Source organism: Brevundimonas sp. (assembly GCF_032017145.1).
Classification (GTDB): Bacteria; Pseudomonadota; Alphaproteobacteria; order Caulobacterales; family Caulobacteraceae; genus Brevundimonas.
Genome location: NZ_DALZQC010000043.1, coordinates 1 through 25,827 on the forward strand (window position 1 = coordinate 1; position 25,827 = coordinate 25,827).

The 25,827-nt window shown below is 65.9% G+C and carries 22 protein-coding genes and 3 pseudogenes; 11 read left to right on the top strand and 14 right to left on the bottom strand.

Features of this window, described 5'->3' with window-relative positions:
• Nucleotides 1-946: FTR1 family protein (locus tag RTU05_RS09050; protein WP_312597594.1), on the top strand; the 946-nt coding region annotated here is incomplete at its 5' end.
• A 114-nt stretch (nucleotides 947-1,060) separates the two neighbouring features.
• Here RTU05_RS09050 and RTU05_RS09055 read toward each other — a convergent pair.
• The 5 genes and pseudogenes from RTU05_RS09055 to RTU05_RS09075 all read right to left on the bottom strand — a co-directional run.
• On the bottom strand, nucleotides 1,061-3,190 hold the full coding sequence (locus RTU05_RS09055; RefSeq protein ID WP_134581260.1) for an NAD(+) synthase: 2,130 nt from the start codon (nucleotides 3,188-3,190) through the stop codon (nucleotides 1,061-1,063).
• 245 nt (nucleotides 3,191-3,435) lie between these two features.
• Nucleotides 3,436-4,191, bottom strand: coding sequence for an arsenical resistance protein ArsH (gene arsH / locus RTU05_RS09060; RefSeq protein ID WP_134581261.1), 756 nt, complete (start codon nucleotides 4,189-4,191; stop codon nucleotides 3,436-3,438).
• A complete protein-coding gene (locus tag RTU05_RS09065) occupies nucleotides 4,191-4,607 on the bottom strand; it encodes a GNAT family N-acetyltransferase (RefSeq protein WP_134581262.1) in 417 nt (138 codons plus the stop codon). Before RTU05_RS09065 ends, arsH begins: the two co-directional genes overlap by 1 nt.
• On the bottom strand, nucleotides 4,607-5,692 hold the full coding sequence (arsB, locus tag RTU05_RS09070) for an ACR3 family arsenite efflux transporter (RefSeq protein ID WP_134581263.1): 1,086 nt from the start codon (nucleotides 5,690-5,692) through the stop codon (nucleotides 4,607-4,609). The genes RTU05_RS09065 and arsB overlap by 1 nt, the downstream gene beginning before the upstream one ends.
• Nucleotides 5,689-5,817 (bottom strand): annotated as a pseudogene (locus RTU05_RS09075) (arsenate reductase); the annotation flags it as partial. The gene arsB and the pseudogene RTU05_RS09075, both read right to left, overlap by 4 nt.
• Before the next feature lie 4 nt (nucleotides 5,818-5,821).
• On the opposite strand from RTU05_RS09075, the gene RTU05_RS09080 reads away from it, so the two are divergent.
• The 4 genes from RTU05_RS09080 (at nucleotide 5,822) to RTU05_RS09095 (ending at nucleotide 12,456) form a co-directional block, all read left to right on the top strand.
• Complete coding sequence (locus RTU05_RS09080; protein WP_312597598.1) at nucleotides 5,822-5,974, top strand: sigma-70 region 4 domain-containing protein; 153 nt, start codon at nucleotides 5,822-5,824, stop codon at nucleotides 5,972-5,974.
• Between the two features lie 10 nt (nucleotides 5,975-5,984).
• On the top strand, nucleotides 5,985-6,980 hold the full coding sequence (locus tag RTU05_RS09085; protein WP_134581268.1) for a FecR family protein: 996 nt from the start codon (nucleotides 5,985-5,987) through the stop codon (nucleotides 6,978-6,980).
• 125 nt (nucleotides 6,981-7,105) lie between these two features.
• Nucleotides 7,106-10,006: a TonB-dependent receptor gene (locus RTU05_RS09090; protein WP_312597602.1), complete on the top strand. Its 2,901-nt coding sequence runs from the start codon at nucleotides 7,106-7,108 to the stop codon at nucleotides 10,004-10,006.
• Nucleotides 10,006-12,456 (top strand): prolyl oligopeptidase family serine peptidase, encoded by a 2,451-nt coding sequence (locus tag RTU05_RS09095; protein ID WP_134581270.1) that lies wholly within the window; start codon nucleotides 10,006-10,008, stop codon nucleotides 12,454-12,456. Before RTU05_RS09090 ends, RTU05_RS09095 begins: the two co-directional genes overlap by 1 nt.
• A 138-nt stretch (nucleotides 12,457-12,594) precedes the next feature.
• Here RTU05_RS09095 and RTU05_RS09100 read toward each other — a convergent pair.
• From RTU05_RS09100 to RTU05_RS09115, 4 genes and pseudogenes are all read right to left on the bottom strand, one after another.
• Nucleotides 12,595-14,082 (bottom strand): annotated as a pseudogene (locus RTU05_RS09100) (asparagine synthase-related protein); the annotation flags it as partial.
• Nucleotides 14,079-14,702 (bottom strand): lasso peptide biosynthesis B2 protein, encoded by a 624-nt coding sequence (locus RTU05_RS09105; RefSeq protein WP_134581272.1) that lies wholly within the window; start codon nucleotides 14,700-14,702, stop codon nucleotides 14,079-14,081. The pseudogene RTU05_RS09100 and the gene RTU05_RS09105, both read right to left, overlap by 4 nt.
• Before the next feature lie 53 nt (nucleotides 14,703-14,755).
• Entirely contained in the window at nucleotides 14,756-14,989 is a 234-nt protein-coding gene (locus RTU05_RS09110) for a hypothetical protein (RefSeq protein ID WP_114816364.1), read from the bottom strand.
• Nucleotides 14,990-15,079: 90 nt separating this feature from the next.
• Nucleotides 15,080-15,676 carry a GntR family transcriptional regulator gene (locus tag RTU05_RS09115; protein WP_134581273.1) on the bottom strand — a complete coding sequence of 199 codons (597 nt, stop codon included), beginning with the start codon at nucleotides 15,674-15,676 and terminating at the stop codon, nucleotides 15,080-15,082.
• Nucleotides 15,677-15,941: 265 nt separating this feature from the next.
• Between RTU05_RS09115 and RTU05_RS09120 the strand changes: the two genes are divergently transcribed.
• The 3 genes from RTU05_RS09120 to RTU05_RS09125 all read left to right on the top strand — a co-directional run bounded on the left by RTU05_RS09120 (nucleotide 15,942) and on the right by RTU05_RS09125 (nucleotide 18,375).
• On the top strand, nucleotides 15,942-16,424 hold the full coding sequence (locus RTU05_RS09120; RefSeq protein WP_114816366.1) for a helix-turn-helix transcriptional regulator: 483 nt from the start codon (nucleotides 15,942-15,944) through the stop codon (nucleotides 16,422-16,424).
• A gap of 84 nt (nucleotides 16,425-16,508) precedes the next feature.
• Complete coding sequence (locus RTU05_RS18305; protein ID WP_134581274.1) at nucleotides 16,509-16,778, top strand: helix-turn-helix domain-containing protein; 270 nt, start codon at nucleotides 16,509-16,511, stop codon at nucleotides 16,776-16,778.
• 76 nt (nucleotides 16,779-16,854) lie between these two features.
• A complete protein-coding gene (locus RTU05_RS09125; protein ID WP_312597615.1) occupies nucleotides 16,855-18,375 on the top strand; it encodes a hypothetical protein in 1,521 nt (506 codons plus the stop codon).
• Nucleotides 18,376-18,401: 26 nt separating this feature from the next.
• Here the strand turns inward: RTU05_RS09125 and RTU05_RS09130 are convergent, their stop codons facing one another.
• From RTU05_RS09130 to RTU05_RS09145, 4 genes are all read right to left on the bottom strand, one after another.
• Entirely contained in the window at nucleotides 18,402-18,725 is a 324-nt protein-coding gene (locus RTU05_RS09130) for a hypothetical protein (RefSeq protein ID WP_312597617.1), read from the bottom strand.
• A 78-nt stretch (nucleotides 18,726-18,803) separates the two neighbouring features.
• The gene (locus RTU05_RS09135) at nucleotides 18,804-19,091 is read right to left on the bottom strand and encodes a hypothetical protein (RefSeq protein WP_138140891.1); all 288 of its coding nucleotides are present in this window, start codon (nucleotides 19,089-19,091) and stop codon (nucleotides 18,804-18,806) included.
• Nucleotides 19,078-20,340, bottom strand: a complete 1,263-nt coding sequence (locus RTU05_RS09140) for an IS1 family transposase (RefSeq protein ID WP_138140892.1) — start codon at nucleotides 20,338-20,340, stop codon at nucleotides 19,078-19,080. The genes RTU05_RS09135 and RTU05_RS09140 overlap by 14 nt, the downstream gene beginning before the upstream one ends.
• 290 nt (nucleotides 20,341-20,630) lie before the next feature.
• Nucleotides 20,631-21,388 (bottom strand): IS5 family transposase gene (locus tag RTU05_RS09145; protein WP_112862666.1). Its coding sequence is split into 2 segments (ribosomal slippage): nucleotides 20,631-21,067 and nucleotides 21,067-21,388, totalling 759 coding nucleotides; the frame shifts between segments, so codons are not numbered across the junction.
• Between the two features lie 60 nt (nucleotides 21,389-21,448).
• On the opposite strand from RTU05_RS09145, the pseudogene RTU05_RS09150 reads away from it, so the two are divergent.
• From RTU05_RS09150 to RTU05_RS09160, 3 genes and pseudogenes are all read left to right on the top strand, one after another.
• A pseudogene (locus tag RTU05_RS09150) lies at nucleotides 21,449-21,820 on the top strand (oleate hydratase); the annotation flags it as partial.
• A gap of 35 nt (nucleotides 21,821-21,855) precedes the next feature.
• Entirely contained in the window at nucleotides 21,856-24,300 is a 2,445-nt protein-coding gene (locus tag RTU05_RS09155; RefSeq protein WP_312597624.1) for a heavy metal translocating P-type ATPase, read from the top strand.
• A gap of 103 nt (nucleotides 24,301-24,403) precedes the next feature.
• On the top strand, nucleotides 24,404-25,138 hold the full coding sequence (locus RTU05_RS09160; RefSeq protein WP_248120991.1) for a transporter substrate-binding domain-containing protein: 735 nt from the start codon (nucleotides 24,404-24,406) through the stop codon (nucleotides 25,136-25,138).
• Nucleotides 25,139-25,169: 31 nt separating this feature from the next.
• On the opposite strand, the gene RTU05_RS09165 is transcribed toward RTU05_RS09160, so the two are convergent.
• Nucleotides 25,170-25,827, bottom strand: a 658-nt coding sequence (locus RTU05_RS09165; RefSeq protein ID WP_312597626.1) for an ABC transporter permease, incomplete at its 5' end; no start/stop codon positions are given.

Below are 25,827 nucleotides of genomic sequence, written 5' to 3' on the forward strand. Positions count from 1 at the left end.
CGCCTTGCTGCGGCGGGTCGAGACGGCCATGACCGACCTGCGCGTCTCGATCAGCCGGGGTGCGCCCGCCGAGGAGGTCGCCGGTCGGGTCGCGCGTGCGAACGCCCTGCTGGACACGGCCGAGCGGGCCCTCGCGCCCCAGGAGGCGGACAATGTCGCCACCTTCCTCGGCGCCTTCACCATCCTCCTGCGCGAAGGCCTAGAGGCCCTTCTCATCGTGGTGGCGATGATCGCCTTCCTCAGGAAGGCCGAACGGCCCGAGGTGCTGCGCTACGTCCACGGCGGCTGGGTCGCCGCGCTGGTCGCCGGCGGGGCCACCTGGGCGGCCGCGACCTTCTTCATCTCCATCAGCGGCGCCAGCCGGGAACTGACCGAAGGGTTCGGTTCGCTTCTGGCCGCCGTCGTGCTCGTCTCGGTGGGCATCTGGATGCACGGCAAGTCGCACGCCGACGCCTGGCAGACCTATATCCGCGACAAGCTCTCCCACGCGCTGTCGAAACGGTCAGCCTGGTTCCTGTTCCTGCTGTCTTTCGTCGTGGTCTACCGGGAGGTGTTCGAGACCATCCTCTTCTATGCGGCGATCTGGAGCCAAGGCGGCCACCTCGGCATGCTGGCCGGCGCCCTGACGGCGGTGGTCATCCTGGCCGTAGTGGCCTGGGCCCTGCTGGCCTACAGCAAGCGCCTGCCGATCGGCCGGTTCTTCTCCCTGAGCTCGATCCTCATGGCCATCCTGTCGGTCGTCCTCGTCGGGAAGGGGGTGGCGGCGTTGCAGGAGGCAGGCTGGCTCGATGTCCACCCGCTGGCCTGGATCCCCCGGATCGAAATCCTCGGCCTCTACCCGACGGTCGAAGGCGTCGCCGTTCAGCTGCTGACGATCGCCATCCTCGTGGTCGGCTTCTCCCGGCATGCGGCGCCGAAGGGCGCGCGGCCGGCGGACATCGGCTAGGGTCGCCAGCCCTTCACCTAATCTTCCGCCCCGCCGGGCGCCGGATGGGCAGGCGCCGGCTTCCGGTTCCTGAACCGCCCCTCCGACCCCGGAGTTCGCAGCCGGGCGACGGCCTTATCGGACGATGGGTTTGCCCCCGGCGGGCGGCGCCTTGGGTTCTTTCGCAGGAAGATCGTCGCTTGCGGGATCAAGAACCTCCGGCACGTTGCGCTGCAGCTCGTCGATCCAGACCTGGCCATGAGCGTCCGAGGGCATGCGCCAGTCGCCCCGCGGCGACAGTGAACCGCCTGTTGTGACCTTGGGTCCGTTCGGCATGGCCGAGCGCTTGAACTGATTGGCGAAGAAGCGCTGCAGGAACACCTCCAGCCAGCTGCGAATGGCCCCGATGGGGTAGGCCCGCTTTTGCTCGTCCGGAAAGCGCGGCGGCCAGTGCCCGGCGGCGGTGTCCTGCCAGGCGTGCAAGGCCAGGAAGGCGATCTTGGAGGGCCGCAGCCCGAACCGGGTGAGATAGTAGATCCAGAAGTCGTGGAGCTCGTAGGGGCCGATCTTGCCTTCGGTGCTCTGCGACTCGCCCTCGGCCGTCTGCGGGATGAGCTCCGGTGAAATCGTTGTCGCCAGGATGTCGAGCAGGACGTCGGACACCGCGGGGTCGAACAGGCGGTTCGCCGCTGTCCAACGGACGAGGTGTTGAATGAGGGTTTTCGGGAGCGAGCCGTTGACGTTGTAGTGGCTCATCTGGTCGCCAACGCCGTATGTACACCAGCCAAGCGCAAGCTCGGACATGTTGCCGGTGCCGAGCACCATGCCGTTCCGCTGATTGGCGGCCCTGAACAGGAGATCTGTCCGGAGCCCGGCCTGCACATTCTCGAACGTCGTGTCGTACACAGGTTCGCCCCTCGCGAACGGATGGCGCAGGTCCTGCAGCATCTGCTGGGCGAGCGGCTTGATGTCGATTTCCTCGACGGTCACGCCGAGCCCGTTCATCAAGGCGTAGGCGTTAGACTTGGTCCTCGCGCTCGTGCCGAAGCCGGGCATTGTGAACCCGAGAATGTCCGTGCGCGGACGTCCAAGCAGATCGAAGACCTTGGCCGCGACGATCAAGGCGTGCGCGGAATCCAGCCCTCCGGACACGCCGATGCAGATCTTGGCTGTTCCGGTCGCCTCAAGCCTCTTGGCCAGCCCGCTCACCTGTATGTTGAACGCCTCGTAGCAGTCCTGGTCGAGGCGGGAGGGATCGTTGGGCACAAAAGGAAAACGGTCGATGCGTCGTTGCAGGCCGAGGTTGTGAACTGGCGGATCAAGATGGAAGGTCACCCGGCGAAAGCGCCGATCGGGCATCCCGTTGGCGATCGCGGCCTCGTTAAAGGTGCCGGTCCGCATGCGTTCCAGCTGCAGCCGTTCGACGTCTATGTCCGCGACGGCCATCTGGGACCCCAGGCTGAAGCGCTCGGTCTCCGCGAGCTGCGCCCCCAGCTCGTAGATGCAGGCCTGTCCGTCCCAGGCCAGGTCGGTCGTCGATTCTCCATAGCCGGCCGCGGAGTAGATGTAGGCCGCCCAACAGCGGCCAGACTGCAGTTCGCAAAGTCTTCGCCGCGTGTCGGCTTTTCCCACCACGATGTTGCTTGCCGACAGGTTCGTCAGAATCAGCGCGCCGGCGAGCGCGGCGAAGTCGCTGGGCGGCGCGGGCGCCCAGACATCCTCGCAAATTTCGACATGAAAGATCAGGCCATCGACGTCGTCGGCCTGGAACAGCAGATCCATTCCGAATGGAGCGGTCTCGCCCCCGATCGTAATCTCGCCTTCCACATCCCGCCCGGAGGCGAACCATCGCTTTTCATAGAACTCGCGGTAGTTGGGCAGATGGCCCTTTGGCACCACGCCAAGGATCCGCCCCCGGTGGATAGCCACCGCACAATTGTACAGCCGTCCCTCACGACGGAGGGGCGCGCCGACCAGTATGACCGGGTGGAGATCGCGGCTTTCGGCCACGAGGTTCACGAGTTGCCGCTCGACCTCGTCCAGCAACGCCCGCTGCAGAAACAGGTCGTCGATGGAATAGCCCGACAGGCCGAGCTCCGGGAAAACCATCAACGCGGTCCCGGCCTCGTTCCCCTCACGGGCGAGCCTCAGGGTCTGCTCCAGATTGAACGCCGGATCCGCGATCCTGCAAACGGGACGGCACGCAGCGACCCTCACGAAGCCTTGCTGGTAAATCGACAGGAAATCGGCTGCGTTGCGAGGCACGTCCTGCTCCTATTCCGCTTCGGGCATTACTGTTCTCGGCCGGACGGCCCGCGCCTGGTCCCCCTTGCTAAGCGCGGCAAGGGCCTGGAGGTTCGTCAGGATGAGAACGTCACCCGGAGAATAGCCTTTCGCCACTTCTGGCGAGTTACGGCCATCGCGATGCTCGGCGGCCGCCGCGGCCATGGCGTCAAGGTCCGTATTAAGGCGGGAGGAATGCGAGGCATGTTCGCGTGGTCGAGGGGAGGTCACGCCTGGCGCGCGATGACGATCCCCGACAGATCGGAGGCGGCGTCGAGGGGAATCCCGGCCGCCTTGCGCTCGGAATAGCGGTCCACCAGCTGGGCCGCGTGCGGCCGGGTGAGGATGGTGAAGCGCACCAATTCCTCCATCACATCGACGATCCGCTCATAGTAGGCCGAGGGCTTCATCCGGCCGGCCTCGTCGAACTCCTGGAAGGCCTTGGCCACGCTGGACTGGTTGGGGATGGTGATCATCCGCATCCAGCGGCCCAGCAGGCGCAGGGTGTTGACGGCGTTGAAGCTCTGCGACCCGCCCGACACCTGCATCACCGCCAGGGTGCGGCCCTGGGTCGGGCGCAGGCCGCCCAGGCTGAGCGGCAGATGGTCGATCTGCAGCTTCATCAGGCCGGAGACCTGGCCATGCCGTTCCGGACTGCACCAGACCATGCCCTCCGACCAGAAAGCGTGCTCGCGCAGCTCGCGCACCGCCGGGTGGTCGTCGTCGCCGGGCGCGCCCGGCAGGGGCAGGTCGGAGGGGTCGAAGATGCGGGTCTCGCATCCCATTCGCTGCAGCAGACGGGCCGCCTCCTCGACGCAGAGCCGCGAATACGACCGCTCGCGCAGCGATCCATACAAGAGAAGGATCCGCGGCGCCGGATCGGTCGGACCTAGCCCCCGGGCGGGGTCGGCGGACAGATAGGCTGCATCCAGAGCCGGCAGGTGATCCGGATCCGGCAGCGGCCGCAGGCGGGCGAAAGTCATCAGAGGTCCTTGATGAGATAGGCCGCTGACGCCGGGCAGACGTCCGCGAACTCGCGGGTTTGCCGGATCGCAAGGGGCGCGGACGCCCGTTCGGCGGAGACGAAAGCACGCCGGGCGAAGAATAGCTCGGCCGTCGTGGTGAGCAGGTGAAGCCGTTCGCTACCCAGATCGCTCGCCATGGCCTCGACGGCGGTCAGTATGCGGCTCCCGATCCCTTGGGCCTTCAGGTCGGCGAGCACGACCAGGGAGCGCAGCAGAAGATCCTGCCCCTCCCCTTCCAGGCCGACATAGCCGGCGATGCCGCCGTGTTCGTGGGCGGCGAAGTATCGACCAGCGCCAGGCTCGGGCAGACCCGCGCCGCGCAGGGCCGCGATCAGGCCGACGTCATCCGCGTCCAGGAGATGCAGGACGACCATCAGGCCGCGTCCGCCGGCGGAGCCGTATCCGGGAACCAGCGGCGTCCCATCCACAGCGCGACCGACACCAGCAGGATCAGCACCGGCACCTCGACCAAGGGACCGATGACGGCCGCAAAGGCGACCGGCGAGGTCAGGCCGAAGGCCGCGATGGCGACGGCAATGGCCAGTTCGAAATTGTTCGAGGCCGCGGTGAAGGCCAGGGCGGTGGTGCGCGGATAGTCGGTCTCGATCAGCTTGCCCATGAGGAAGCTGACCACGAACATCACAAGGAAGTAGATCGTCAGCGGAATGGCGATGCGCAGGGCGTCCAGCGGCAGGGCCACCACCTCCCCGCCCTTGAGGCTGAACATGACCACGATGGTGAACAGCAGGGCGATCAGGGTGATCGGTCCGATGCGCGGCAGAAAGCGCCGCTCGTACCAATCGGCGCCCCGGCGGGCGATCAGGCTGCGACGGGTCAGGAAGCCGGCCAGGAAGGGAAGACCGAGGTAGACCAGGACCGCCCCGGCGATGGTCCAGACGCTGACGTCCACCACACTGCCCTGCAGGCCGAACAGGGGCGGCAGGACGGTGAGGAAGATCCAGGCGTAGAGGCTGAAGAACAGGATCTGGAAGATCGAGTTGAAGGCGACGAGACCGGCGACATACTGGTTATCGCCCCGCGCCAGCTGGTTCCACACCAGCACCATGGCGATGCAGCGCGCCAGTCCGATCAGGATGACGCCGGTCATGTATTCCGGCTGATCGCGCAGAAAGATCACCGCCAGCGCGAACATCAGCACCGGGCCCAGCACCCAATTCTGGAACAGCGACAGGGCCAGCACCCGCTTGTCGGCGAAGACACGCGGCAGCGCCTCGTACCGGACCCTGGCCAGCGGCGGGTACATCATCAGGATGAGACCGACGGCGATTGGGATGTTGGTCGTGCCGATCGAGAGGCTATTGATCCAGGCGGGCAGACCCGGCGCCAGCGTCCCCAGAGCCACGCCGAGACCCATGGCCACGAAGATCCACAGCGTCAGCCAGCGGTCGAGGAAGGACAGGCGACGCGGCGACGTAGTCGTCACGGGGGTGTCGATCATCGCTTCACCCGCTGGCCGGCGGCGTCGATGACGACCTCGCCGTCCTCCTTGGTGAAGGGTTTGAGATCGTCGTCGGGCAAAAGATCGAGCACGGCCTCCGATGGCCGGCAGAGTCGAACGCCCATGACCATGCCGCCGCTGTATCGGGACGTCTTCGTCTTGAGCCGGTTTGACGGTATGACATATCCGGAGATTGCTCTGGCCCACGGGATCAGCCTGGCTACGGTTGAACGGCGGATGGCCAAGGCTGTTGAGCACTGCATGGCCCAACTGGACGTCTAAGGCACGAACGATGACTGCCGATAATGACCTGGACGTAAGACGACGCGAGGCCGCGTCGTGGTTCGCCACCCTCAACCAGAAGCGGGTGGCGGCTTCGGACATCACTGCTTTCAGTCAATGGCGCCGCACCCCTGCGAACGCTGAAGCCTATGCCCGGATAGAAACGATGTGGGAGGCGGCCGGGAGCCTCAAGGGCGACGCCGATATCGCCGCCTTGACTGCAGGGGCCCGCGCACGCGCCGACGCCTCGCGCAAACTGCAGGGCCGCCTCGCCAAAGGCCTTATACCGATCGGCGCCGTGGCGGCCGTCGCCGCCGTGGTTGTCGGCGTGACAATGTGGTCTGCCCGCCCTCTGTCCTATGAAACCGGGCTGGGCGAACGGCGGATCGTCGTCCTGGCCGATGGGTCAAAGGTTACCCTGGACACCGAGTCTCGCATCACCGTCAGGCTCACCGGCCGTCGCCGTGCTGTGGAGCTGGCGAGCGGCCAGGCCTTCTTCGATGTGGAGGGCGATCCCGCCCGCCCCTTCGTTGTTCGCGCCGGCGCGACCGACGTCACCGCTTTGGGAACACGGTTTGACGTCCGCCGCGCGGGCGGCGGCGCGCAGGTGACGCTCGTCGAAGGCAAGGTCGATGTCGTAGACCGGGGGCAAGCCACGCCGCGGTGGTCCCTCGCCCCGGGCCAGCAGATTGTCACCGCCTCGCCTCGTCCAGCCGTCCGGTCGGTGGATGCGGCCTCAGAAACCAGTTGGACAGTCGGCCGCCTCATCTTCGCCGGCGACACCGTCGAAGCCGCTGTGGCCGAGGTCAATCGCTACACCGCGTCCAAGGTCGTCCTGGATGCGCCCGCCATCGCCGATATCGCTGTCAGCGGCGCTTTCAACACGGGCGATGTGGAGGGCTTCGTGTCCGCGCTGACCGAGCTCTATCCGGTTGTCGCCAACCGCACGGCTTCCGGTCAGATCGTCATTCGTGACGCCCCCGCGAAAAATGCGAGCGTGCGCTGAGGGGTTTTGCCACGCCCCTTCGTCTCTTCCCCGAACCGCGTCTGTGCGGATATCCATTTCGGGGGATTATTATGCGTATCGGTCTTTGTTCGTCTGCATTCGGAGCACTCGCTGTCGCGGCGGCAATGCCTGTCGTCGCCCAGGCACAATCCCCTGCCGTCCAGTTCCGGGTCCCGGCGGGCCCGCTACAAACCGCTCTTCCGCTGTTCGCCACGCAGAGCGGCGAGCAAATCCTCTATTCCACAGACCTCGTAGCCGGCCGTCAGTCTGCGGGCGTCAGCGGCGCGCTGCGGACCGATCAGGCGCTGACCACGCTACTGCAGGGCACGGGCCTGCGCGCGCGGCGCACGAGTCCCAATACCCTGGTTGTCTACGATCCGGACGCAAGGGCGGACGCGACAGATGAGGCTGTCGAGATTGAGGATGTTGTCGTCACGGGAAGCCTCATCCGGGGGGTCGCCGACGGCCCCTCGCCAGTCGTTACGGTGACCCGGGACGAGATGGATCGGAATGGCCGCGCAACCGTGGCCCAACTGCTCGCGAGCTTGCCGCAGAATTTCGGCGGCACGGCGAACGAAGGCGCACTGGGAAACGGCGGCGATCGCTCCGGCACGAACTCGACATACGCCAATGGCGTCAACCTACGCGGTCTGGGCAGTGACGCCACGCTCGTCCTCATCAATGGACGCAGGCTCGCGGGTACGGGGGCCAAAGGCGACTTCGTCGATGTCTCGACAATCCCCACCGCCGCAGTCGAGCGCGTCGATATCCTGTTGGACGGAGCCTCCGCCCTTTACGGCGCCGACGCTGTCGGCGGCGTCGTGAATATCATCCTCAGAGACGACTATGATGGCGCCGAGACCCGGGTGAGGGTCGGAAACACCTCCGACGGCGCGAGCGGCGAATATCAGGTCGCTCAGGTTCTGGGACGGCAGTGGTCGACCGGCTCGGCGATGCTGACCTACGAATACTACGACCGTGAGGCCCTGGCCGGATCCGAGCGTCGGCGAGCTGGCGATGCGGACCACCGCTGGCTCGGCGGAAGCGACCGACGCTCCTTCTACAGCAATCCCGGCAACATCGTCGTTCTTGACCCCGCGACCGGCAGCTACATTCCCCGGTACAGCATCCCCGATGGCCAAAATGGGGTGGGCCTGCTCCCGGCCGACTTCCGCCTCGGGCAGACCAATCTCGAGAACTTCAGGGCGACGAGCAACATCCTGCCCCGCCAGACTCGCCAAAGCGCCTATGCCGCCGCCCGCCAGTCTTTCGGCGATCGCTTCGAGATCAGTGGCGATGCTCGGTGGGGCATGCGCGAGTATGAAACGGTCTCGACGGCGATCAGCACCCTGCTGACAGTCACCCGAGCCAACCCGTATTTTGCGTCACCGACCGGAGCCAGCTCGCACACGATCGCCTATTCCTTCCAGGGCGAGATCGCGCCTCCCAAAGTCTTCGGCGAAGTCGAATCCCTCGGCGCGAGTCTGGGCGGGACGGCTGACCTTTTTGGCGACTGGCGGCTCGAGTCCTACGTCTCGTACAGCACCGAAGAGGCCCATACCGGTTCCGACGGCGCCTTGCAGTCGACCAATCTGCGTGAAGCCCTCGGCGCGGTTGCGGAAAGCCCCGCCACCTCCTTCAGCACGGCGCGCGACGGCTTTTTCAACCCCTTCGGAAGCGGCGCGTCCAACAGCGCGACCATCCTGGACTTCATCAGCGCCGGCTACACCCGAAACCAAAGCCAGACCGGAAATCTCTCTGCCAATCTGCAGATCGGCGGCACAGTCATGACGCTGCCCGGAGGGCCGCTTCGGCTCGCAGCCGGGCTGAACTTCCGTAGAGAAACCTTCGAACGTCAGGTCACCAACTTCTCCTCGGGCGCCGCTCCGACCGTCGGGGCTCGCACGAAAACCGAACGCGATGTCAGCGCTGCCTTTGCGGAGTTGCGTGTCCCCTTGTTCGGCGAGACCAACGCCCTTCCCGGCCTTCACCGGCTGGAACTGTCGTTGGCGGCGCGCTTCGAAGATTATGGTGACATCGGCCAGACGACGAGCCCGAAAGCCGGCGTCCTGTGGGAGCCGACCGAAGGCCTCCTCCTCCGGGCAAACTACGGTCGCTCCTTCCGGGCCCCTGCCCTGCGCGAACTGAACGACGCGGCGAGCGCCAGTCCATCCATTCTACCGCGTGGATCGCTGCAGATTCTGTCGATGATCCTCTACGGCGGCAATCCCAACCTCGAGCCCGAGGAAGCGGACACATGGACTGCGGGCTTTGAGATCAAGCCCACTGGGTTGCCTGGTTTGAGACTGGGCGCAAACATCTTCCGGACCGACTTCGACAACCGCATCGGTCAACCCGCGCTCGAAAGTATTCTCACGGCCCTTTCCGACCCTTCGCTGGCCCCGTTTGTTCGCACCCTTGATCCGGTGAACAACGCCGCTGATCGCGCAGCCGTCCAGGCCATTCTGGATCTGCCGACCACTAACCTGCGCGACCTGTTCCCCGCGACCTCCTATGGGGCGATCGTGGACGCCCGCTATGTGAACACCGCCAAAGTACAGGTGGAGGGCCTCGATCTCTCAGCCGGCTACGGCTTCAATCTCGCGGGCAACGCCTTCGATCTCGACGTTAACCTGACCTGGCTGGAGCGTTTCGACGCCCAGCCAACACCGACCTCACCGACGGTGTCCCAGCTTGATCGCCCCAACTTCCCGGTCGGCCTGCGGGGACGAGCGTCGGCGAGCTGGTCCCGCGGCCCCTGGACGGTGTCGCCCTCGCTCAACCACGTGGGGGATTATGCGGACCTCACCGGTCGCCGTATCGGCTCCTGGTCCACAGCCGACGTGTTGGTGCGCTTCGCACCGGCCGGGGGTTTGCTCGACGGAACCGCCGTGTCGCTGACCGTCCAGAATCTCTTTGACCGCGATCCGCCATTCTACGACGCCCCGGAGGGGATCGCCTACGACGCGGCCAACGCGAACGTGCTCGGCCGGTTCATCTCGCTGCAGCTGACCAAGGCCTGGTGATGCGACAGCTTCCGTTGATGCTTGCCCTCGCGGCGAGCCTGGCCGGAGTCTGTCCGGCGTCCGCTCAGACCCATCGGTTCGGAGTGGAGGATCTGATTAAACGGGAGGGTGTCGGTCAGGTCCGGGCCAGCCCCGATGGACGCTGGGTGGTCGTGGAGCGACAGGCCGCCCACGACCAGGCTGCGACCTATCGCTTCCAGACCATGACCTACGCGCTGTTGACCGAACTGGAGATCCACGCGGCGGACAAAGGGTCGCCGCCACGGCGGTTTGCAGCGGCGGGTCACGACGTCGGTTATCTCGCGGGCCCCTTCTCGCCGAGCGGCGCGCGGATGGTGGTGGTCAAAGTCACCGAGGCCACCTACCGACTGGGTATCCTCACCTTGGCGAGCGGCGCCGTTCAGTGGCTCTCGATCACGCCGGAACAGAGCCAGTTCGGGCGATCCATCGCCTGGAGATCAGAGACCGAAGTCGCCGTCATTGCTCGGCCGCTTGACGATTTCCCGATCCAGATGCGGGTCGGGTTCCAAACCCAGGACAGGATTGAAAGCCTTTGGCGGAACGCGGCCTCCGGTCATGCCTCGAGCGGCGTTTACATCCCCAGTGGCGCGACGCGCGATGCTCGCGCTCAAGCCCTGCCCTCCAGCCTTATCCTCGTCAACGCCCAGACCGGCAGCCAGCGGGTTCTGGCGCAGGGCGAATGGTTCGATCTGGCGCTGTCGCCGGATGGACGCCGTCTCGCCGCCCTTCGCAACGCCGAGGACATCCAGCCCACCCCGGATCGCCCCCTCCTGGTCGGGGATCCCATTCGTCGCCGACGTCTCGCGGTGATTGATCTCGACAGCGGCGCTGTGGCCGATCCGCTGCCGGACGAGGACCTCGCCATGTATCTGATGTCCTGGGCCCCCGATTCCTCGCGCCTGCTCGCCTACGGCCGCCCATCCGCATCGGCGGACTTTGATGAGGGCGGTCGCTACTGGCTCATCGGTCGCGACGGACGGGCCACAAGGCTCGACACGGGCACGGACCGTCCCTGGCTGCAGAGGACCTGGGACGGCGTCGCCATCCCTCTGGGAAGCTGGGACGGTGCGCGGCCCCTGATACAGGTCGGCGAAACCGATCAGAACCGCCATTGGCGACGGGATGACGGGGCCCGCTTCCCGGTCAAGGAGTCCGGTGAACGGATCGCCCGCTTCGAGGGCCAGACCGTAATTCAGCGCCGCGACGGGCTCTACGCCCTCAACGGGGCCAAGGCTGTTTCGGGCCGGCTGGTGGACCTAGGGCAGATGTCCGACGGCGCCAATCCCGCGCAATGGAACCCCGATCCCGTTCTTCTTGGGCAGGGAAAGGTTATTGACGGGGCCTGTATCCACACCGCGGCGCCGTCGCCTCCGGTCTGTGTTTCTCCCATTCCAGAGGGTGAGCGTCCTCTGGCGGTGCTCCCGTCCGGGATCGTGACGACCGGCCTGGACGAACGCGGCGTCACCACCGTACGCCTTCATACGTTGGGTGAGGTCCAGACGCTGACGACCGTCAACGCCGCGTGGCGTGACATCGACTGGGGTCGCGTCGAGCCCGTCGCTCACTTGGGACCGGAGGGTCAGTCCCTGACGAGCTGGCTCCTGCTTCCTCCAAACATGCCGGTTGGCGAGCGCCCGCCTGTCGTGGTCCAGATCTATCCCGGCAGAGCTCTGTCGGCGCCGCCGGCGACGATCCTGCCCGGGTCCAGGAATCCGCAAAACAATCCATCGGTGATCGCCGGGGCAGGCTATGCCGTTCTCATCGCCAATCTGCCCCACCCAGCGTCCGGACCTCGAATGGACGATCTCGCTGAGCGCATCTTCGCCATCGTTGACGAAGCCGGCCGTCGGGGACTGATCGATCCGGACCGGGTCGCCGTGACCGGCCACAGTTACGGCGCCTATTCGAGCCTGCGCGCTGCGACCCAGTCGGACCGCTTCAAGGCCGTGATCGCCACCAGCGGCTACCCGGAGCTGACGCGCTCGATGGAACTGCCGCCCTTCTTCCGCGTGTCCCCGGACGAGGGCGTTCCGGTCGGACAGATGGCCGGCTGGGGCGAGACGGGCCAAGGGCGGTTCGGCGCCTTCTCAACCTCCCCGGAGAACTACGTCGCCCAGAGCCCTCTCTTCAGCGTCGAACGTCTGAGAACCCCCACGCTTCTCGCTGAGGGCGATCAGGAGAACGCCCGTATGGGCGCGCTGTTCAGCGCACTCTATCGACTGAACCGCGAAGCGGCCTTGGTGACCTACTATGGCGAGGGTCATGTCTATGAGAGCCCCGGCAATGTGAGGGACCTACACGCGCGCATCCTGGATTGGCTGGCTCGATATCTCGGTCCGCCAGCGCGCCTCGAGCCGCTGCGTCCAGCGCTGCGCCCAGACCTCGAGCACCCCGAGCAGCAAGGGCCGGTTGGCGCCGGGACTCCATAAGAGACGTTCAGGCTCCAGATCCCGACCGAGCTCCACCCGATCGAACAATCGATGCTCGACCATCAGCCCGTCCATCAGAAGGGGACGCAGGTCCGGAAGGCTGCGCTGGACGACGTGTCCGTAGAACCGGCCCAGATCACCCTTGTCACGACGCTGGGCGATGGACGGCGGTAAACGGCCCGCGAAGGCTTTGCGCGCAAGGCCGCGGTCTCTCGGACCCAACGTCAGGCGATCGGCGGGGATCGCGAGGCAGTGCTCCATTACGGGCTGACTGAGCAGGGGATGGATCAGGTCGGCGGCCCTCGCGCGCAAACAATCGCTCCAGAAAAGCTGGCAGTTGGCGAGACGGTGCACCTGTCCATACTTCCCCGGCGGAAGATCTGCGGCATCCCCCAGCCAGGGATGGAGCGGCGCGGCCGAAGGCTTTCGGGGCGGAGGCCAAAGGGCCAGACGCGCAAGCGTCCAGGCGGAATGGCGGGTCCACCTGGCCATTTCGCCCCAGTAGCGCGGGCGGAACCCGGCCAGCCCTTCGCGGCGCCGGCGGTCCACCACGATGCGGGGCTCTGGCGCCTGATAGAAGACTGCGTCCCCGCCCTGCCCCGTCACGAGGGCGGTGGCGCGCCCCTGCCGCAGGCGTCGGGCGACGTCGCGATCATAGGCCACGTCGACGCCATGCAGTGCGGGGCGAATGCCTTCACCCAGCGGGCGCAGAAGCGCTTCGGTGATGGCTGCAACCGGCTTTCTGGCCGCCTCGAGGCGCAGTCCTGATTTCTCGGCCGCCGCCAGTGCGTAAGCTCGTTCATCACCCTCGCTCCAATCAGCGAAATAGTTGACGAAGCGCGCCCGCGGGCCCAGCCCCGCGGCCGCGACGCTTCCCGAAACGATGGCGGAATCGAGCCCGCCGGAAATCTCTCCCTGGATGCGCTCATGGGGTGCGAGAGAGACGGCCACCACCTGATCCACGAGGGTGCGAAGTGCGTCAGGGCTGTCGTCAAACGCGGTCCCGACAAAGCGGGACGGACGCCAGAGGGCATGGCGCTCCATGGTGTCGCCGAGAAGAACCATATCTCCGGGCGTGACGACGTTCAGGCCTCGGAGCGGAGGTCGGTCGCTGAGCAGTCCGGGATCGTTCGACAGCGTCGCCAATACCTCCCAATCGATCGCGATCTCCGGTGGCAGGAGAGCATCCGCAACCTCTGGAGGCTGATCGGACGCCAGTCTCAGCCCCCCGCTGCGCCACCACACGCAATCGATGGCGCCGCTTGGGTCTCGAATAAGAACGAGACGGCTTTCGTCGTCGCGCCAAGCCAGAATATAGCGTCCCCAACCGGATCGGACGACCTCCGATCCCAGGCTCCCTGCTGTTCGGCTCGTGCCAATGATCGAGGACAAGGATCGGTCGCTCGGTCGCCACGTTCCGATCTGGATGTGGCGGCGATGGACCTGCCGCACGGCCACGGTCGCGTTGGGTCCCAGGAAGACTTCGATGTGGTCAACAACAAGAGCCGATCGCCAACCCGCTGCCAGAAGGTCCCGGCGGACTTGATCGAGGCGATCCCGATCGGCTGGCGTCGCGTGGCTGCTGTCGATCAGAAGGTAAGCCCGCGCATCGACAGCGGGCGTCATCGGCACAGCAGGGGCTGGTAGGCAGACAGGCGTTCGACATCATCATTCAGGCAGGTGTCACCCAACTGAACCCAACAATGCGCCATGAATGGAAAGAGCCTCACCCCGAACACCCAGTCGGCGCGGAGACCCTGCCGATGCAGGGCCTGAACGAGCAAAGCCGACCGAACGAGGCATTCACCCTCGATCGGGAGCCAGGGCTGCAGTCGCCAGAACGCCGTCGCAGCGCGCTGCACATCCGGCTCGGCCGCAGGTCGTAGCGGGGGTTCAGAGAAATAGGCGGTGATCCCGGACCCGGCCGGGATCTTCCGCACCGCGAGCGCGGCGGCGAGGCCCGCGTAGATATCGCGCCATGATACGGCGGCGGGGTCGTGGATAACGGTCCGCGCGGGTTTCGCCGGCAGCGCTCGCACCAACGGTGGCGCTTGGGCTTGAAGCAGTCCCGCCGCCTGGAGGGTGTCTCGCGTCGAACCGCCCAGGACTTCAGCTCCGCCGTCAGATCGGCGCACGACGGTCTCGCCGCCGCTTGGCAGACAGAAATAGTTGTCGGCCTCGAGATCCAGGATCACGAGCGCCGTGTCGATGACGGCCGCATGCACGCCGGTCTTCAGAAACATCATGAGAGATCGCCCTGATGAGGACGCCGGCCCCTGACGGGCCGACGTCCCTTCGTTCAGTGGAAACGCACGCCAGTCATGGTCCAACGCTGGACCGGGATCAGCTCGAACTCGCCGTCCGGCGAGTCCGCCCGAGTCTGGTCCGCGGCGGAGCCGAGCCGGAGCAGGCCCGATCCGGCCTCGTCGTAATACTGGATCGGATTCAGTTCGGGCTTCTCGACGCCGACTTCGGCGCGGGTGTGATGGGCGGCCGACCCCAGGGAGATCAGACGCGTCAGGTTCTTCAGCATGGTGATTGCCTCCTATGCCGGACGGGATTGCCCGACGCCGTCAGGAGGCGCGTACGCTGTCGTATTTTCAAACTATATTTGGAATATACTTCACACAGACTGACGCATCATCTTCTCCAGGGCCGAAGAAAGGGCGAAGCGACCCTTATGATACTCGTCGAGCGCAGCCGCCAACTCCCCGCTCCCGCCCTCTGACCGGAGGCGTTCAATTTCGAGCGCGATGTCCAATCCAGTATTCTGCAGGACCGCTTCAACCCTGCGGATCGGTCTGAGCTGCGCAGAGACCCGCCGATAGGCTTCGAAGACGGCGCTGTTCCCCCCATGCTGCGCGAGCTGATCGAACACGAGCTCGACCCGCAGGACCGGATCCGTCGGCGGTTCCGCCGTCGGCGCTTGGGGCGCAAAGCCCTCTTCGGAGCCCCACCGCAGAAACTGGTGATGAAGCTCGTAAAGGCCAATGATATCAGAGGCGGTGAGGCTCGGGGCGAAGTAGCCTCGTCCTGGCCGATGCTCGATAATGCCCTCGCCAGCGAGGTGGGCCAGCGCCTCGCGTACAGGCGTTGGACTGAGACCGAGTTCGTTCGCAAGACTGGTTGCGACCAGAGGACGCCCCCAACCGAACCGACCCGCTGCGGCATAACCAGCAAGGGCGCTGTGGGCGACCGCGAACTGATCGCGTTCGCGCATCAGGATACGGTTCCCGGCGCCCCGCGCGAAGCCGCGCTTCCGGAGCGACCGTACGAAGCGCGGAAAGCCGCGAACTGACCAGTAGCGGCAATGCGTTTTTTAGTTTCCATTCGAGAACTGCATGTTCTTTGCGCACTTTCCGCAAGACTCGGGACACCGTGAGCTTCCCGTCTTCCATTTGATGCTCAACTGACGCATTTTTCAACCACCGGGAGTACGGCGTCGAGAACCGCGTTGCCCTCCACAACCCGAGGCAGCCGAGCTGATGGAAAGCGATCGTCCCCGCTCTCAGAACGAAATCCTGGCTGCGGCCCTGCGGTTGATCCGCCTGCATCGACGGATGAAGCCCGCCGAAGTGGCCGACGCCATGGGCATGGCCAAGCGGTCGTACGAACACTTCGAGGCCGGGAAGGGAAAGATCAATCTCGAGCGGATCCATCGGTTCGCCGAGGCCACGGACAGTGATCCCTACGCCATCATCGACTGTATGGCGCTCGGCTCCCCTGAGTTCGCCGTTCGCTGCGCGGATAACAAGGCGATGCTCGCGCTGCGGGTTGTCACACAGGAGTTCGACGAGGACGTGGGCGATGCGATCATGGAACTCGACACGCGCTCGATCATCAACGCCTTCACGCGCACCCTGAAGGACCTTGGGATGCAGGCCGTGAGACGTGATGACGCGGCCAAGGCCTGGCTCGATGAGCGGATCGGACGGCTGGTCACGCCCTCGAAGGACGAGGACGAGTGACCGGGGTTCGTCTCACACCGTAAGTTCGCTGCGTGAACTTTGCGGTATTGCCGCAAGTTCGAAACCGGGTCTGGCTTGAGTCCCATGACCCAGTCGCTTTCCAGATCGTCCGGTGGAGGTCGTCTCGCGCTCGCAGCCCGCCTGTCTGAACGGCAGTCAGACTGTCTGCGCCTCGCCGCCCAAGGCCTACCGTCCCGCGAGATCGGACGTCGCCTCAGCCTCTCCTCCCGCACGGTCGACGACCATATCCTGCTCGCCTGCAGGACGCTGGGTGTCAGAACCCGCGTCCAGGCCGTAGCCCGGCTTGTCGGGGACGACCGCCGCGAAAGCGAGCGGCGCACCTTCGCCCCGTAGGTCTGCGGTGGCGCCCTGACGGATCGATTGGGCGCTGCCGATGGGGTCTGCTGACGGCTCTTAACGGAGCCCTGCCTTGCTCGATCTCGCCCTCGTCCTCGCCCTTTCCGCCCAGTGCGCGCCCGGCGTCTCGCCGCAGACCCTGGCCGCGATCGTCCATACGGAAATGCCGGACGATATTCGCGCCGAAGCCCTTGCGGTCATCGCGCTCCTGGCGCCGAACGACGTGTTCACCGAAGCCCGGGCGTGGGTTCTGTCCGTAAGGCCCGGAGCCTGGGACGTGGCTGATCTCGACGATGACGCCGAAACAGATCCGTCGGCGGGGTGGCGCAGAGCCGAGGAGAAGGCGCGGGAAATCGGTCGCGTCATGATCAACGAGCCTGACGCTCTGGCCGCCTTTCTGCCGGAGGTCCTCGCGGCCAGCGGCGGCGGCGACCGGAGTGCGTCGTTCGGCGCAGGTCTAGGCGAGGGGGCTTCCGACCTTGGTGCGGCCTGGGCGCAGCTCTGCGCGGCTTTCGCCGACCTAGATCCAGCGGTGCGAAACTCGACGGTGCTCGGCAACTTCCTGAGGTCCGCAGGGGTGCGCGACCAATCCTTCGTCTCAGCCTGTCTCAGTGACGCGGTCGATGACCCTGTGCTCGCTCCCCACTTTGCCTTCCTCCAGGTCGTCTCGGGCCTCGACGGCCCGGGCATCGACCGCACCGTGGGAGCCTTGAACGCGGCTGGGACAGTCGAGAATTTCTGGCATCTCTCCCATATCGATCCCGAAAAGCTGCAGGCCCAGGACATGGCCCGGCTTCTCGATGTCGTCATCGAACTGCCCCGCGGCCCGGCGCTCGCCGTCGACATGCTGTGGCGCTACTTCTATCGGCTGCAAAAGGAACCGACACCGGTCTACGACCCTGTGCTTATCGATCGCGGTCGCCGGATTCTCACCCTCATCGATCTGGACGACTTTAACGACTTCCGGGACTCGTCGGTCAAGACGCTGGCGTCGGCTGTCCTTGCTGGCGACGAGGGGCGCGCGACGGCGCGGGTGGTCGGCCAGCGGCTTTACGCCGGTCTCAACGCCGACAGTGCGTGGCGAAGGGAGGCGCACGGCCTTGTCCGTGCTCTGTTCAAGACCCAGCCGGAGACCGCACTCGATGCTTTGGTCGATGGGCCAGAGGGGCCGGTTGAAAGGCTGTTCAGGAGACTGGTGGGACATAGATCGCCGCTCGACAGCATCGATCTGGACCGCCTGACGGCATGGGCCGAACAAGCGCCCGAGCGGCGATACGCCCAACTCGGGGCAATGACATCGCTCTTCCGCAAGGATCAGATGGACACCGTGCTCGGGCTGAATCCAACCTTCATCGCCCTCTTGAATGCCGCGCCGGATAAGTTGGGCTTCCTCGGCGACGCCCATTCTCGGGTTCAACCGAACGGGTGGAGCGGGTCCCTCGCCGAGATTCTGGCGTCCCGGAAAGCGCTGCTCGATGATCTGCCGGACCATCCTGACATCGCGGCCTGGCGCGCGCGGGAGTATCCACGCATCGATCGATGGATCGCCGCCGAACGTGATCGGGAGTCCGAGCAGGAAGAGAGCTTTGAATAGGCCGGGTGGGGCCGGCCGACGTCAGCTCAACGCGCCTTCGGCCTGTCTCTTCCCGTCTCGCGCCTATGGAGCCCGTGCAGCAGGAAGAGTTCGATCGGGGATTCCGCGCCCCAGACGCGACGTGCTCGGAACGTCTCGAACGGCGAGAACATCAGCCTGGTGCGATGCCGGTGATATTTGCGGAAGGGTTTGCCCTCCCCCATACCCAGGTTGACCACGCCCACTGTCTCGGGATCGAAGCCGAGTTGAAGGTAGTACATGTCCGTCACCAGACCGAGCCCGCCCCTGAGCACCGCTCCGGCCAAGACCCACAGTAGTCCCCATTTCGCCAAGCCGGTGTATTCGTCCATGAGCGCAAGCTACCCGCGTTCGCCCACGGGGCAAGGCTGTGCGGCGTAGCGGGGCGACCGGCCGAAGCGCCAAGCCAGCTAGAGCGCGCGGATGACCTTTTTGGCTTGCTTGCAGACCGAACAGGTCCCCATCTCCTGCCGAAAGTCGGAGGTCGTTGCGAGCGCGCCCGTGACCTGCGCCGGATGCGCGCCGTCATTCGAAAGCCCGGTGCCGCGCGCGACGCACTTGTTGCAGACGGCCTGCGGCCGCAGTGAGGTGATGTAGTCGTTGATCTTCTGCGGAACCGTCATCACCACCCCCGTCATCTGTTGAGCCCGAAGCGTAGCAGCCGGCGCGCAGATCACACCAGGGTCAGCGAGGATCACGATAGCCGCGCGTGTGATAGCTGCCGAGACACATGTTGCAGATCGTGCTGCGGTCGGGCTGGAGGGCTTCGGCCAACGCCTTCGCGCCATCGAGGTCTTCACAGGCCAGCCAGCGACCGGACTTGGTGTCGCCCTTGCCTCCCTTGCCCCGACCGTCGTTGCAGTTCTTGCACGCGTGGGAGTGCACCTTCGTCTGATGGTGCACCTTGCTCTCGTAGACCCAGAAGGGCGCGCGCACGGGCTGGTCAGCCTTCGGCTTCGAGAAGAGAGCCTTGAGGCGCTCGGCCGCTTCCTTCTTCGCCTGCCGCTCCTGACGCCGCCGCTCTGCGGTGAAGCTGTCGGTCAGGTCGAGCAGATGGTCGACCTCCCACACGCCGTCGGCGATGCCGGCTTCCATGGCCGGGGTCAGGCGCTTGATCCACGGCAAAGGGTTGCCCTCCGCGTCTTTGAGAGGCTTGCCCTTCTTGTCGGTCTGGCGCTTCGGAGCCGGCACGACGCAGTAGTTCTGATAGACGAGCGTGAGCGCGAGTTGCCTCTCGTGGTGCTCTGCCGACTTCGAGAAGGCGTTAGTGCGCCGTCCGAACCGACGGTTCTTCATCCGCACGTTCAGGTTCTGACGTTCGACGAAGGCGGTGTGGATGTCAGTCTCGTCGATCTCGCCCGACTGCACGATCCGGTCAGCGCCGACGCACCGCTTGCGCTGGAGTGTTTGGCCGTCCTTACCCTTGGTCTGGTAGCGCTTCTTGTAGACGCCGTGATCGGCATACGACCCGAACACGTCGCCCACGGCGTCGACATAGGACGTCAGGCCGTCCGTAATGATCTTCGGCCGCACGACGAAGGGCCCGCCCGCGTTCTCGCGCAGAAGCTTGTCGGCCGTCGATTGCATGAATGCCCTCGCATGAGGGTAGCTGCGGTCGCCGAGGTGGTAGTTGAAGATCAATTTCGACTTGGCGCAAACGGCCAGATAGCCCCAGACCGTTCCGGCGCCCTCGACGGGGACGGTCATCCTGTCGACGTTCACCTGCTTGGCGCCCACGAACGAATAGAGTTCGTCCGCCTGGATCGTCTCGACCATCAGGCCCTTGGTGCGCTTCATCAGAGTGATGGCCATATCGCCCGCGTCAGCAAGCAACTTGGCGACAGAGTTCTGCTCGACGTCGAAAATGCGCTCGCACGAGCGGATGGAGACCCCTTCGCAGAGGCTCGCAAGGATTTGGCGGCGCGTGCGCCGATCGAGTTTAGCCATCCAGCCCCGTAGCTGACGGGGCAGGGCCGGCAGTCCTCTGAGTGTCTTGGTTGATCATGGCAGGCTCCAGATTTCACTGTCGGGTAGCTCCGACACCTGGGGCACTAGCAAAATCTCGGCTTCAAGTCAAGTATAAACTGCACTAGTGTCGACACTATACTACGTTAACCTTACTGGTATCAACCCAGTTAGGTTAACATTGGGTTATTACAATAGTAATCTTTCGCCGTCCAAAAGAATATCTAGCATGGCCTTGCACTACCTGCTCGACCTCCCCTTAGGCTCAGGACTCATAGCCAGAACAGCACTGTGGCGGCGAGGGCTATGGCGGACAGGAAGACGGTCGGGCAGCGATCGTAGCGAGTGGCGACCCGTCGCCAGTCTTTCAGGCGGCCAAACATGATTTCGATCCGGTTTCGCCGCTTGTAGCGTCGCTTGTCGTAGCGGATGGGTTCGGTCCGGGATTTGCGGCCAGGGATGCACGGCGTGATCCCCCTGGCCTGCAAGGCGTCCCGGAACCAGTCGGCGTCGTAGCCCCGGTCCCCCAGCAGCCACTGGGCGCGGGGCAGACTGTCCACGAGAGCGGCAGCGCCGATGTAGTCGCTGACCTGACCCGCTGTCATGAAGAGGCTGATGGGCCTTCCGTTGACGTCTGTCACGGCGTGAAGCTTGGTGTTCATGCCGCCTTTCGTGCGTCCGATCAGCCGCCCGAGGCCCCCTTTTTTACCGCGAGGCTCGAAGCCGTGCGGTGCGCCTTCAGATAGGTCGCGTCGATCATGACAGTCCGACGTTCGGTCTGGGCGCCGGACAGGCCCTCCATCATCCGGACGAAGACGCCCGCCTCGCTCCACCGCTTCCAGCGATTGTAGAGCGTCTTGTGCGGCCCATAGGCCGACGGCGCATCCCGCCAGCGCAGGCCGTTGCGGTTGACGAAGATGATCCCGCTCAATACCCGGCGGTCGTCAACGCGCGGCTTGCCGTGGCTCTTGGGGAAGAAGGGCTCCAGCCGAGCCATCTGCTCGTCCGTCAGCCAATACAGGTCGCTCATATCCAGACTCCTCAGGAGCCTGAATTAGATCGCACGCCTCACTTCAATGGGTCCTGAGCCTACATCACCGCCTTCTTCATGCCGCGCCAGGTCGGCGATCGGCCCGACGTGGTGCCGGAGGGAGCGGTCAACTTCGCCTTCATTGGCCAGTTCGCGGAATCCAGACAACGCGACTGCATCTTCACCACCGAATATTCGGTGCGTACGCCGATGGAGGCCGTTTATACGTTGATGAATGTCGAACGCGGCGTGCCGGAAGTGTTCAACTCCACCTATGACATTCGGACCCTGCTCGCCGCCATCACGCCTCTTCGGGATGGCGAAGGCATAGAAGTTCCCGGCCCCGCCTTCCTGCGCAAACTGCTGATGAAGAAGCTTGAAGGCACCGAGATTGCGAAACTGATCGAGGAGTTTCACCTGATATCGGAGTGAGCGAAGCGCGACGTCGTCGCGAAAGAAGGTGAAGAATGACCAACGACGATCGCCGCAGCGGCCTCGCCGCAGGCCGGCGACATCACCATCATAAGGGGTCGGACGGCGCGACGCCGGCCGGCCCGCCCCTGCGCGATCCGGTCTGCGGCATGGCGGTCGATCCCGCGACCGCCGTTCATACGGAGCACGAGGGTCGGCGCTTCTTCTTCTGCTCGTCAGGCTGCAAGGCGAAGTTCGTTGCCGATCCGCACCGCTATGCGTCATCGGCCGGCCAGAACAACGCCTTGAGCGCCGATGACCGTCCGCATGCCCGCCCCCATCCGCACGGAAAACCTGCAAGCCGAAACACGGCGTCGGCATCCATGGACGTGATCTGGACCTGTCAGATGCATCCGGAAATTCGCCGCGACGCGCCGGGAAGCTGCCCGATCTGCGGCATGGCGCTGGAGCCTCTGGTCGCGACGGCGGACCTCGGCCTAAGTCCCGAGCTGGCCGACATGACGCGGCGGTTCTGGATCGGTCTGGCGCTGGCTCTTCCGGTCTTTCTGCTGGAAATGGGCGCTCACCTGGTCCCGGCGCTGCACCATCTCGTGCCGATGCGCGTCTCTGTCTGGATTCAGTTCGTCCTGGCGACGCCGGTGGTCCTCTGGGCGGGATGGCCGTTCTTCGAACGCGGCTGGGCCTCGCTGGCGAACCGCAATCTCAACATGTTCACCCTGATCGCCATGGGAACAGGCGTCGCCTGGGTCTACAGCGTCGTCGCGACCCTGGCGCCGCACCTCTTCCCCCGGGCCTTCCGCACCGCCGACGGCGCGGTCCCGGTCTATTTCGAGGCGGCCGCCGTCATCACGGTTCTGGTGCTGCTCGGCCAGGTGTTGGAGTTGCGCGCCCGCGAACAGACCTCCGGCGCGATCCGCGCTTTGCTCGACCTCGCACCGAAGACCGCGCGGAGGATTGGACGGGACGGTCGGGAGGAGGATGTGCCGATCGACGCCGTCGCCATCGGCGACAGGCTCAGGATCCGGCCCGGCGAAACCGTGCCGGTCGACGGGGTGGTCGAGGAGGGGCGCTCGTCGATCGACGAATCCATGGTGACCGGAGAATCCATGCCGGTCACCCGCACGGCCGGCCAGGCCGTGACCGGAGGCACGTTGAACCAGACGGGAGCGCTCATCATCCGCGCGGAAAAGGTCGGGCGCGACACCATGCTGGCCCGGATCGTCCAGATGGTGGCCGATGCGCAGCGGTCGCGTGCGCCGATCCAGCGCATGGCGGACAGGGTTTCGGGATGGTTCGTCCCGATCGTCATCGCCATCGCCCTGTCGGCGTTCACGGCATGGGCGATCTGGGGGCCGGAACCTCGCCTCGCCCATGGTCTGATCGCCGCCGTCTCCGTCCTGATCATCGCCTGTCCATGCGCCCTCGGGCTCGCGACGCCGATGTCGATCATGGTCGGCGTCGGCAAGGGCGCGGCCAGCGGCGTTCTGATCCGAAACGCCGAGGCGCTCGAACGGATGGAGACGGTCGACACCCTGGTGGTGGACAAGACCGGCACCCTGACCGAAGGCCGGCCGTCAGTGGTCCGGATCGTCGCCACGCCCGGCTTCGGCGAGGAGCCCCTCCTGCGCTTCGCCGCCGGGGTGGAAAAGGCGTCGGAGCACCCGCTCGCCCGGGCGATCGTCGCCGCGGCCGAACAACGCCGCATTCCGATACCCGAGGTGTCCGACTTCGATTCGCCGATCGGCCAGGGGGCGACCGGTCTTGTGGACGGGCAGTTCGTCCTTCTCGGCGGCGCGGCCTTCCTTGCGGAACACGGCGTCGATACGGCCGCGCTCGCGCGGGAGGCGGACGCTCTGAGACGCGACGGCGCCAGCGCCATCTACATCGCCATCGACCGCGCGCTCGGCGGGGTCTTCGCCATCGCCGATCCGATCAAGGCCACGACGCCGGCGGCGCTGAAGGCCTTGCACGGCGAGGGCATCCGCATCGTCATGCTGACCGGCGACAATCGCACGACCGCCGAGGCGGTCGCCCGCGAGCTCGGCATCGACGACGTCGAGGCCGATGTGCTGCCCGACCAGAAGGCGGCGGTCGTCGCACGGTTGAGGGCTCAAGGCAGGGTGGTCGCCATGGCGGGCGACGGCGTCAACGACGCGCCCGCGCTCGCCGCCGCCGATGTCGGAATCGCCATGGGCTCGGGCACGGACGTGGCGATCGAAAGCGCCGGCGTGACACTGTTGAGGGGCGATCTGACCGGCATCGTCCGGGCGCGGCGCCTGTCGCGGGCGACCATGGCCAACATCCGGCAGAACCTGGCTTTCGCCTTCCTCTACAACGCCGCCGGCGTGCCGATCGCGGCGGGGGCGCTCTATCCGGTGTTCGGCCTGCTGCTGTCGCCGGTCATCGCCGCCGCGGCCATGGCTCTCTCGTCGGTCAGCGTGATCGGCAATGCGCTTCGGCTGCGGACCACGAGGATATGACGGACGCGGCTCTCGCCGGAGTGGAACGGCGAGGACCAAACACCTATCGTCAGCCAGACCGGTCGAAACGGTGCGGCGCTTGAGGATGGCAATGGACGTGTCGATGCAGATCATCCGGTCCGAACTGGCGCCCCTGGGACGGTTGCGCGTGGCGATCAATCTCGGCAATCCAGTCTTGGCGCAGAGGGCGGCGGACGGGGCTCTCGCCGGCGTGTCTGTCGATCTCGCCTGGGAGATCGCTGTGCGCCTCGGCGTGGAGATGGAGCTGTCGAACTTCGCCACGGCGGGGGCGGCGGTGGCGGCGCTTCAGGATCAGGCCTGCGATCTCGCCTTCCTCGCAATCGATCCGGATCGTCGCGCCGTCCTGGACTATACCGCGCCCTACGTCCGGATCGAAGCCTCCTATCTGGTTCCCTCCGAGTCCCGCTTCCGCTCCGTCCGCGACGTGGACGTCGCGGATGTGACGATCGCGTCGGGCCTGAACACCGCCTACGATCTCTTTCTCAACCGCTCGCTGAAACAGGCCCGACGGATTCATACGCCCTCCTCCCAGGCGGCCGTCGCCCTCTTCCTGGAGGGCGGCGCAGACGTCTGCGCCGGTGTGCGCCAGACGCTCGAGGCGGCGGCGCACGACCGGGCCGGCGTCCGCCTGCTCCCGGACAGTTTCCAGGCCATCGAGCAGGCCGTCGCCCTCCCCCGCGAGCGGCCTCACGGGCGCGGTTTCCTGGAGGCGCTTCTCAAAGATCTGGTCGCCTCCGGCTTCGTCGCCCGAAGGCTGGTCGCCAGCGGACAGGACGCCGCCCTCGCGATCGGTCCGGGACGCCCGGCGCCGGTCTAGGCGGCGGCGGGCGATCATTCCCCGCCGTGGCTCACGCTCCGGTCGAGGGCGCTCCGGACGGCCGGGTGAAGCGCCACCACGCCACGCCGCCGTAAAGGAGGATGAGGCCCAGGAGGTTGAGAACCTCCCGCCCCTGTTCGACGAGGCCGGCCCCCATCTGGTTCACCCCGACCATGAGATGGATTCCGGGCGTCGTGGGCAGCAGTCGGGCGAGGAAGGCGAGCCAGGTCGGCGTCGCCTCCGCGGGCCAGGACAGTCCAGCGAGAAAGAAGATGACCAGGGAGGTGCCCATGAGCAGTTGCAGGGGCCGCTCGCGGGTGCGGAAGACGCTCGCAAGGGCGAGCGCCGCTGCAACCGTCGCCGCCACGAAGAGGCTGCCGGCCACGATCAGCGTTCCGGGCGCGGCGGCGGCCCGTGGATAGTCTTGGAACCAGAAGACGAAGCCGGCGTAGTAGGCGACGTCGATCCAGCCGATGACGAAGAAGGCGAGCGCGACGCCGAGGAGACGACGGGACGCAAACCGAAGCCGGCCCCCCTCGCCACGCAGGGTGGCCGCCAGCATCGCCAGTCCCATCAGCAGCGTCTGATGAATGATGAGGAAGCCGACGCCCGGAAAGACGGTGCTGCCGTATCCTTCGCGGGTGTTGAACAGCGGGCGCGCGATCACCGACAGGGCCGGCGGCGCCGGC

Coding starts and splice junctions, on each gene's coding strand:
- RTU05_RS09105 (WP_134581272.1), bottom strand. CDS start 14,702: ATGATGTTTCTGAAGACCGGCGTGCATGCGGCCGTCATCGACACGGCG.
- RTU05_RS09110 (WP_114816364.1), bottom strand. CDS start 14,989: ATGCTGAAGAACCTGACGCGTCTGATCTCCCTGGGGTCGGCCGCCCAT.
- RTU05_RS09115 (WP_134581273.1), bottom strand. CDS start 15,676: ATGCGCGAACGCGATCAGTTCGCGGTCGCCCACAGCGCCCTTGCTGGT.
- RTU05_RS09130 (WP_312597617.1), bottom strand. CDS start 18,725: ATGGACGAATACACCGGCTTGGCGAAATGGGGACTACTGTGGGTCTTG.
- RTU05_RS09090 (WP_312597602.1), top strand. CDS start 7,106: ATGCCTGTCGTCGCCCAGGCACAATCCCCTGCCGTCCAGTTCCGGGTC.
- arsB (WP_134581263.1), bottom strand. CDS start 5,692: ATGATCGACACCCCCGTGACGACTACGTCGCCGCGTCGCCTGTCCTTC.
- RTU05_RS09080 (WP_312597598.1), top strand. CDS start 5,822: ATGCCGCCGCTGTATCGGGACGTCTTCGTCTTGAGCCGGTTTGACGGT.
- RTU05_RS09120 (WP_114816366.1), top strand. CDS start 15,942: ATGGAAAGCGATCGTCCCCGCTCTCAGAACGAAATCCTGGCTGCGGCC.
- RTU05_RS18305 (WP_134581274.1), top strand. CDS start 16,509: ATGACCCAGTCGCTTTCCAGATCGTCCGGTGGAGGTCGTCTCGCGCTC.
- RTU05_RS09065 (WP_134581262.1), bottom strand. CDS start 4,607: ATGGTCGTCCTGCATCTCCTGGACGCGGATGACGTCGGCCTGATCGCG.
- RTU05_RS09140 (WP_138140892.1), bottom strand. CDS start 20,340: ATGGCTAAACTCGATCGGCGCACGCGCCGCCAAATCCTTGCGAGCCTC.
- RTU05_RS09160 (WP_248120991.1), top strand. CDS start 24,404: ATGCAGATCATCCGGTCCGAACTGGCGCCCCTGGGACGGTTGCGCGTG.
- RTU05_RS09095 (WP_134581270.1), top strand. CDS start 10,006: ATGCGACAGCTTCCGTTGATGCTTGCCCTCGCGGCGAGCCTGGCCGGA.
- RTU05_RS09155 (WP_312597624.1), top strand. CDS start 21,856: ATGACCAACGACGATCGCCGCAGCGGCCTCGCCGCAGGCCGGCGACAT.
- arsH (WP_134581261.1), bottom strand. CDS start 4,191: ATGACTTTCGCCCGCCTGCGGCCGCTGCCGGATCCGGATCACCTGCCG.
- RTU05_RS09085 (WP_134581268.1), top strand. CDS start 5,985: ATGACTGCCGATAATGACCTGGACGTAAGACGACGCGAGGCCGCGTCG.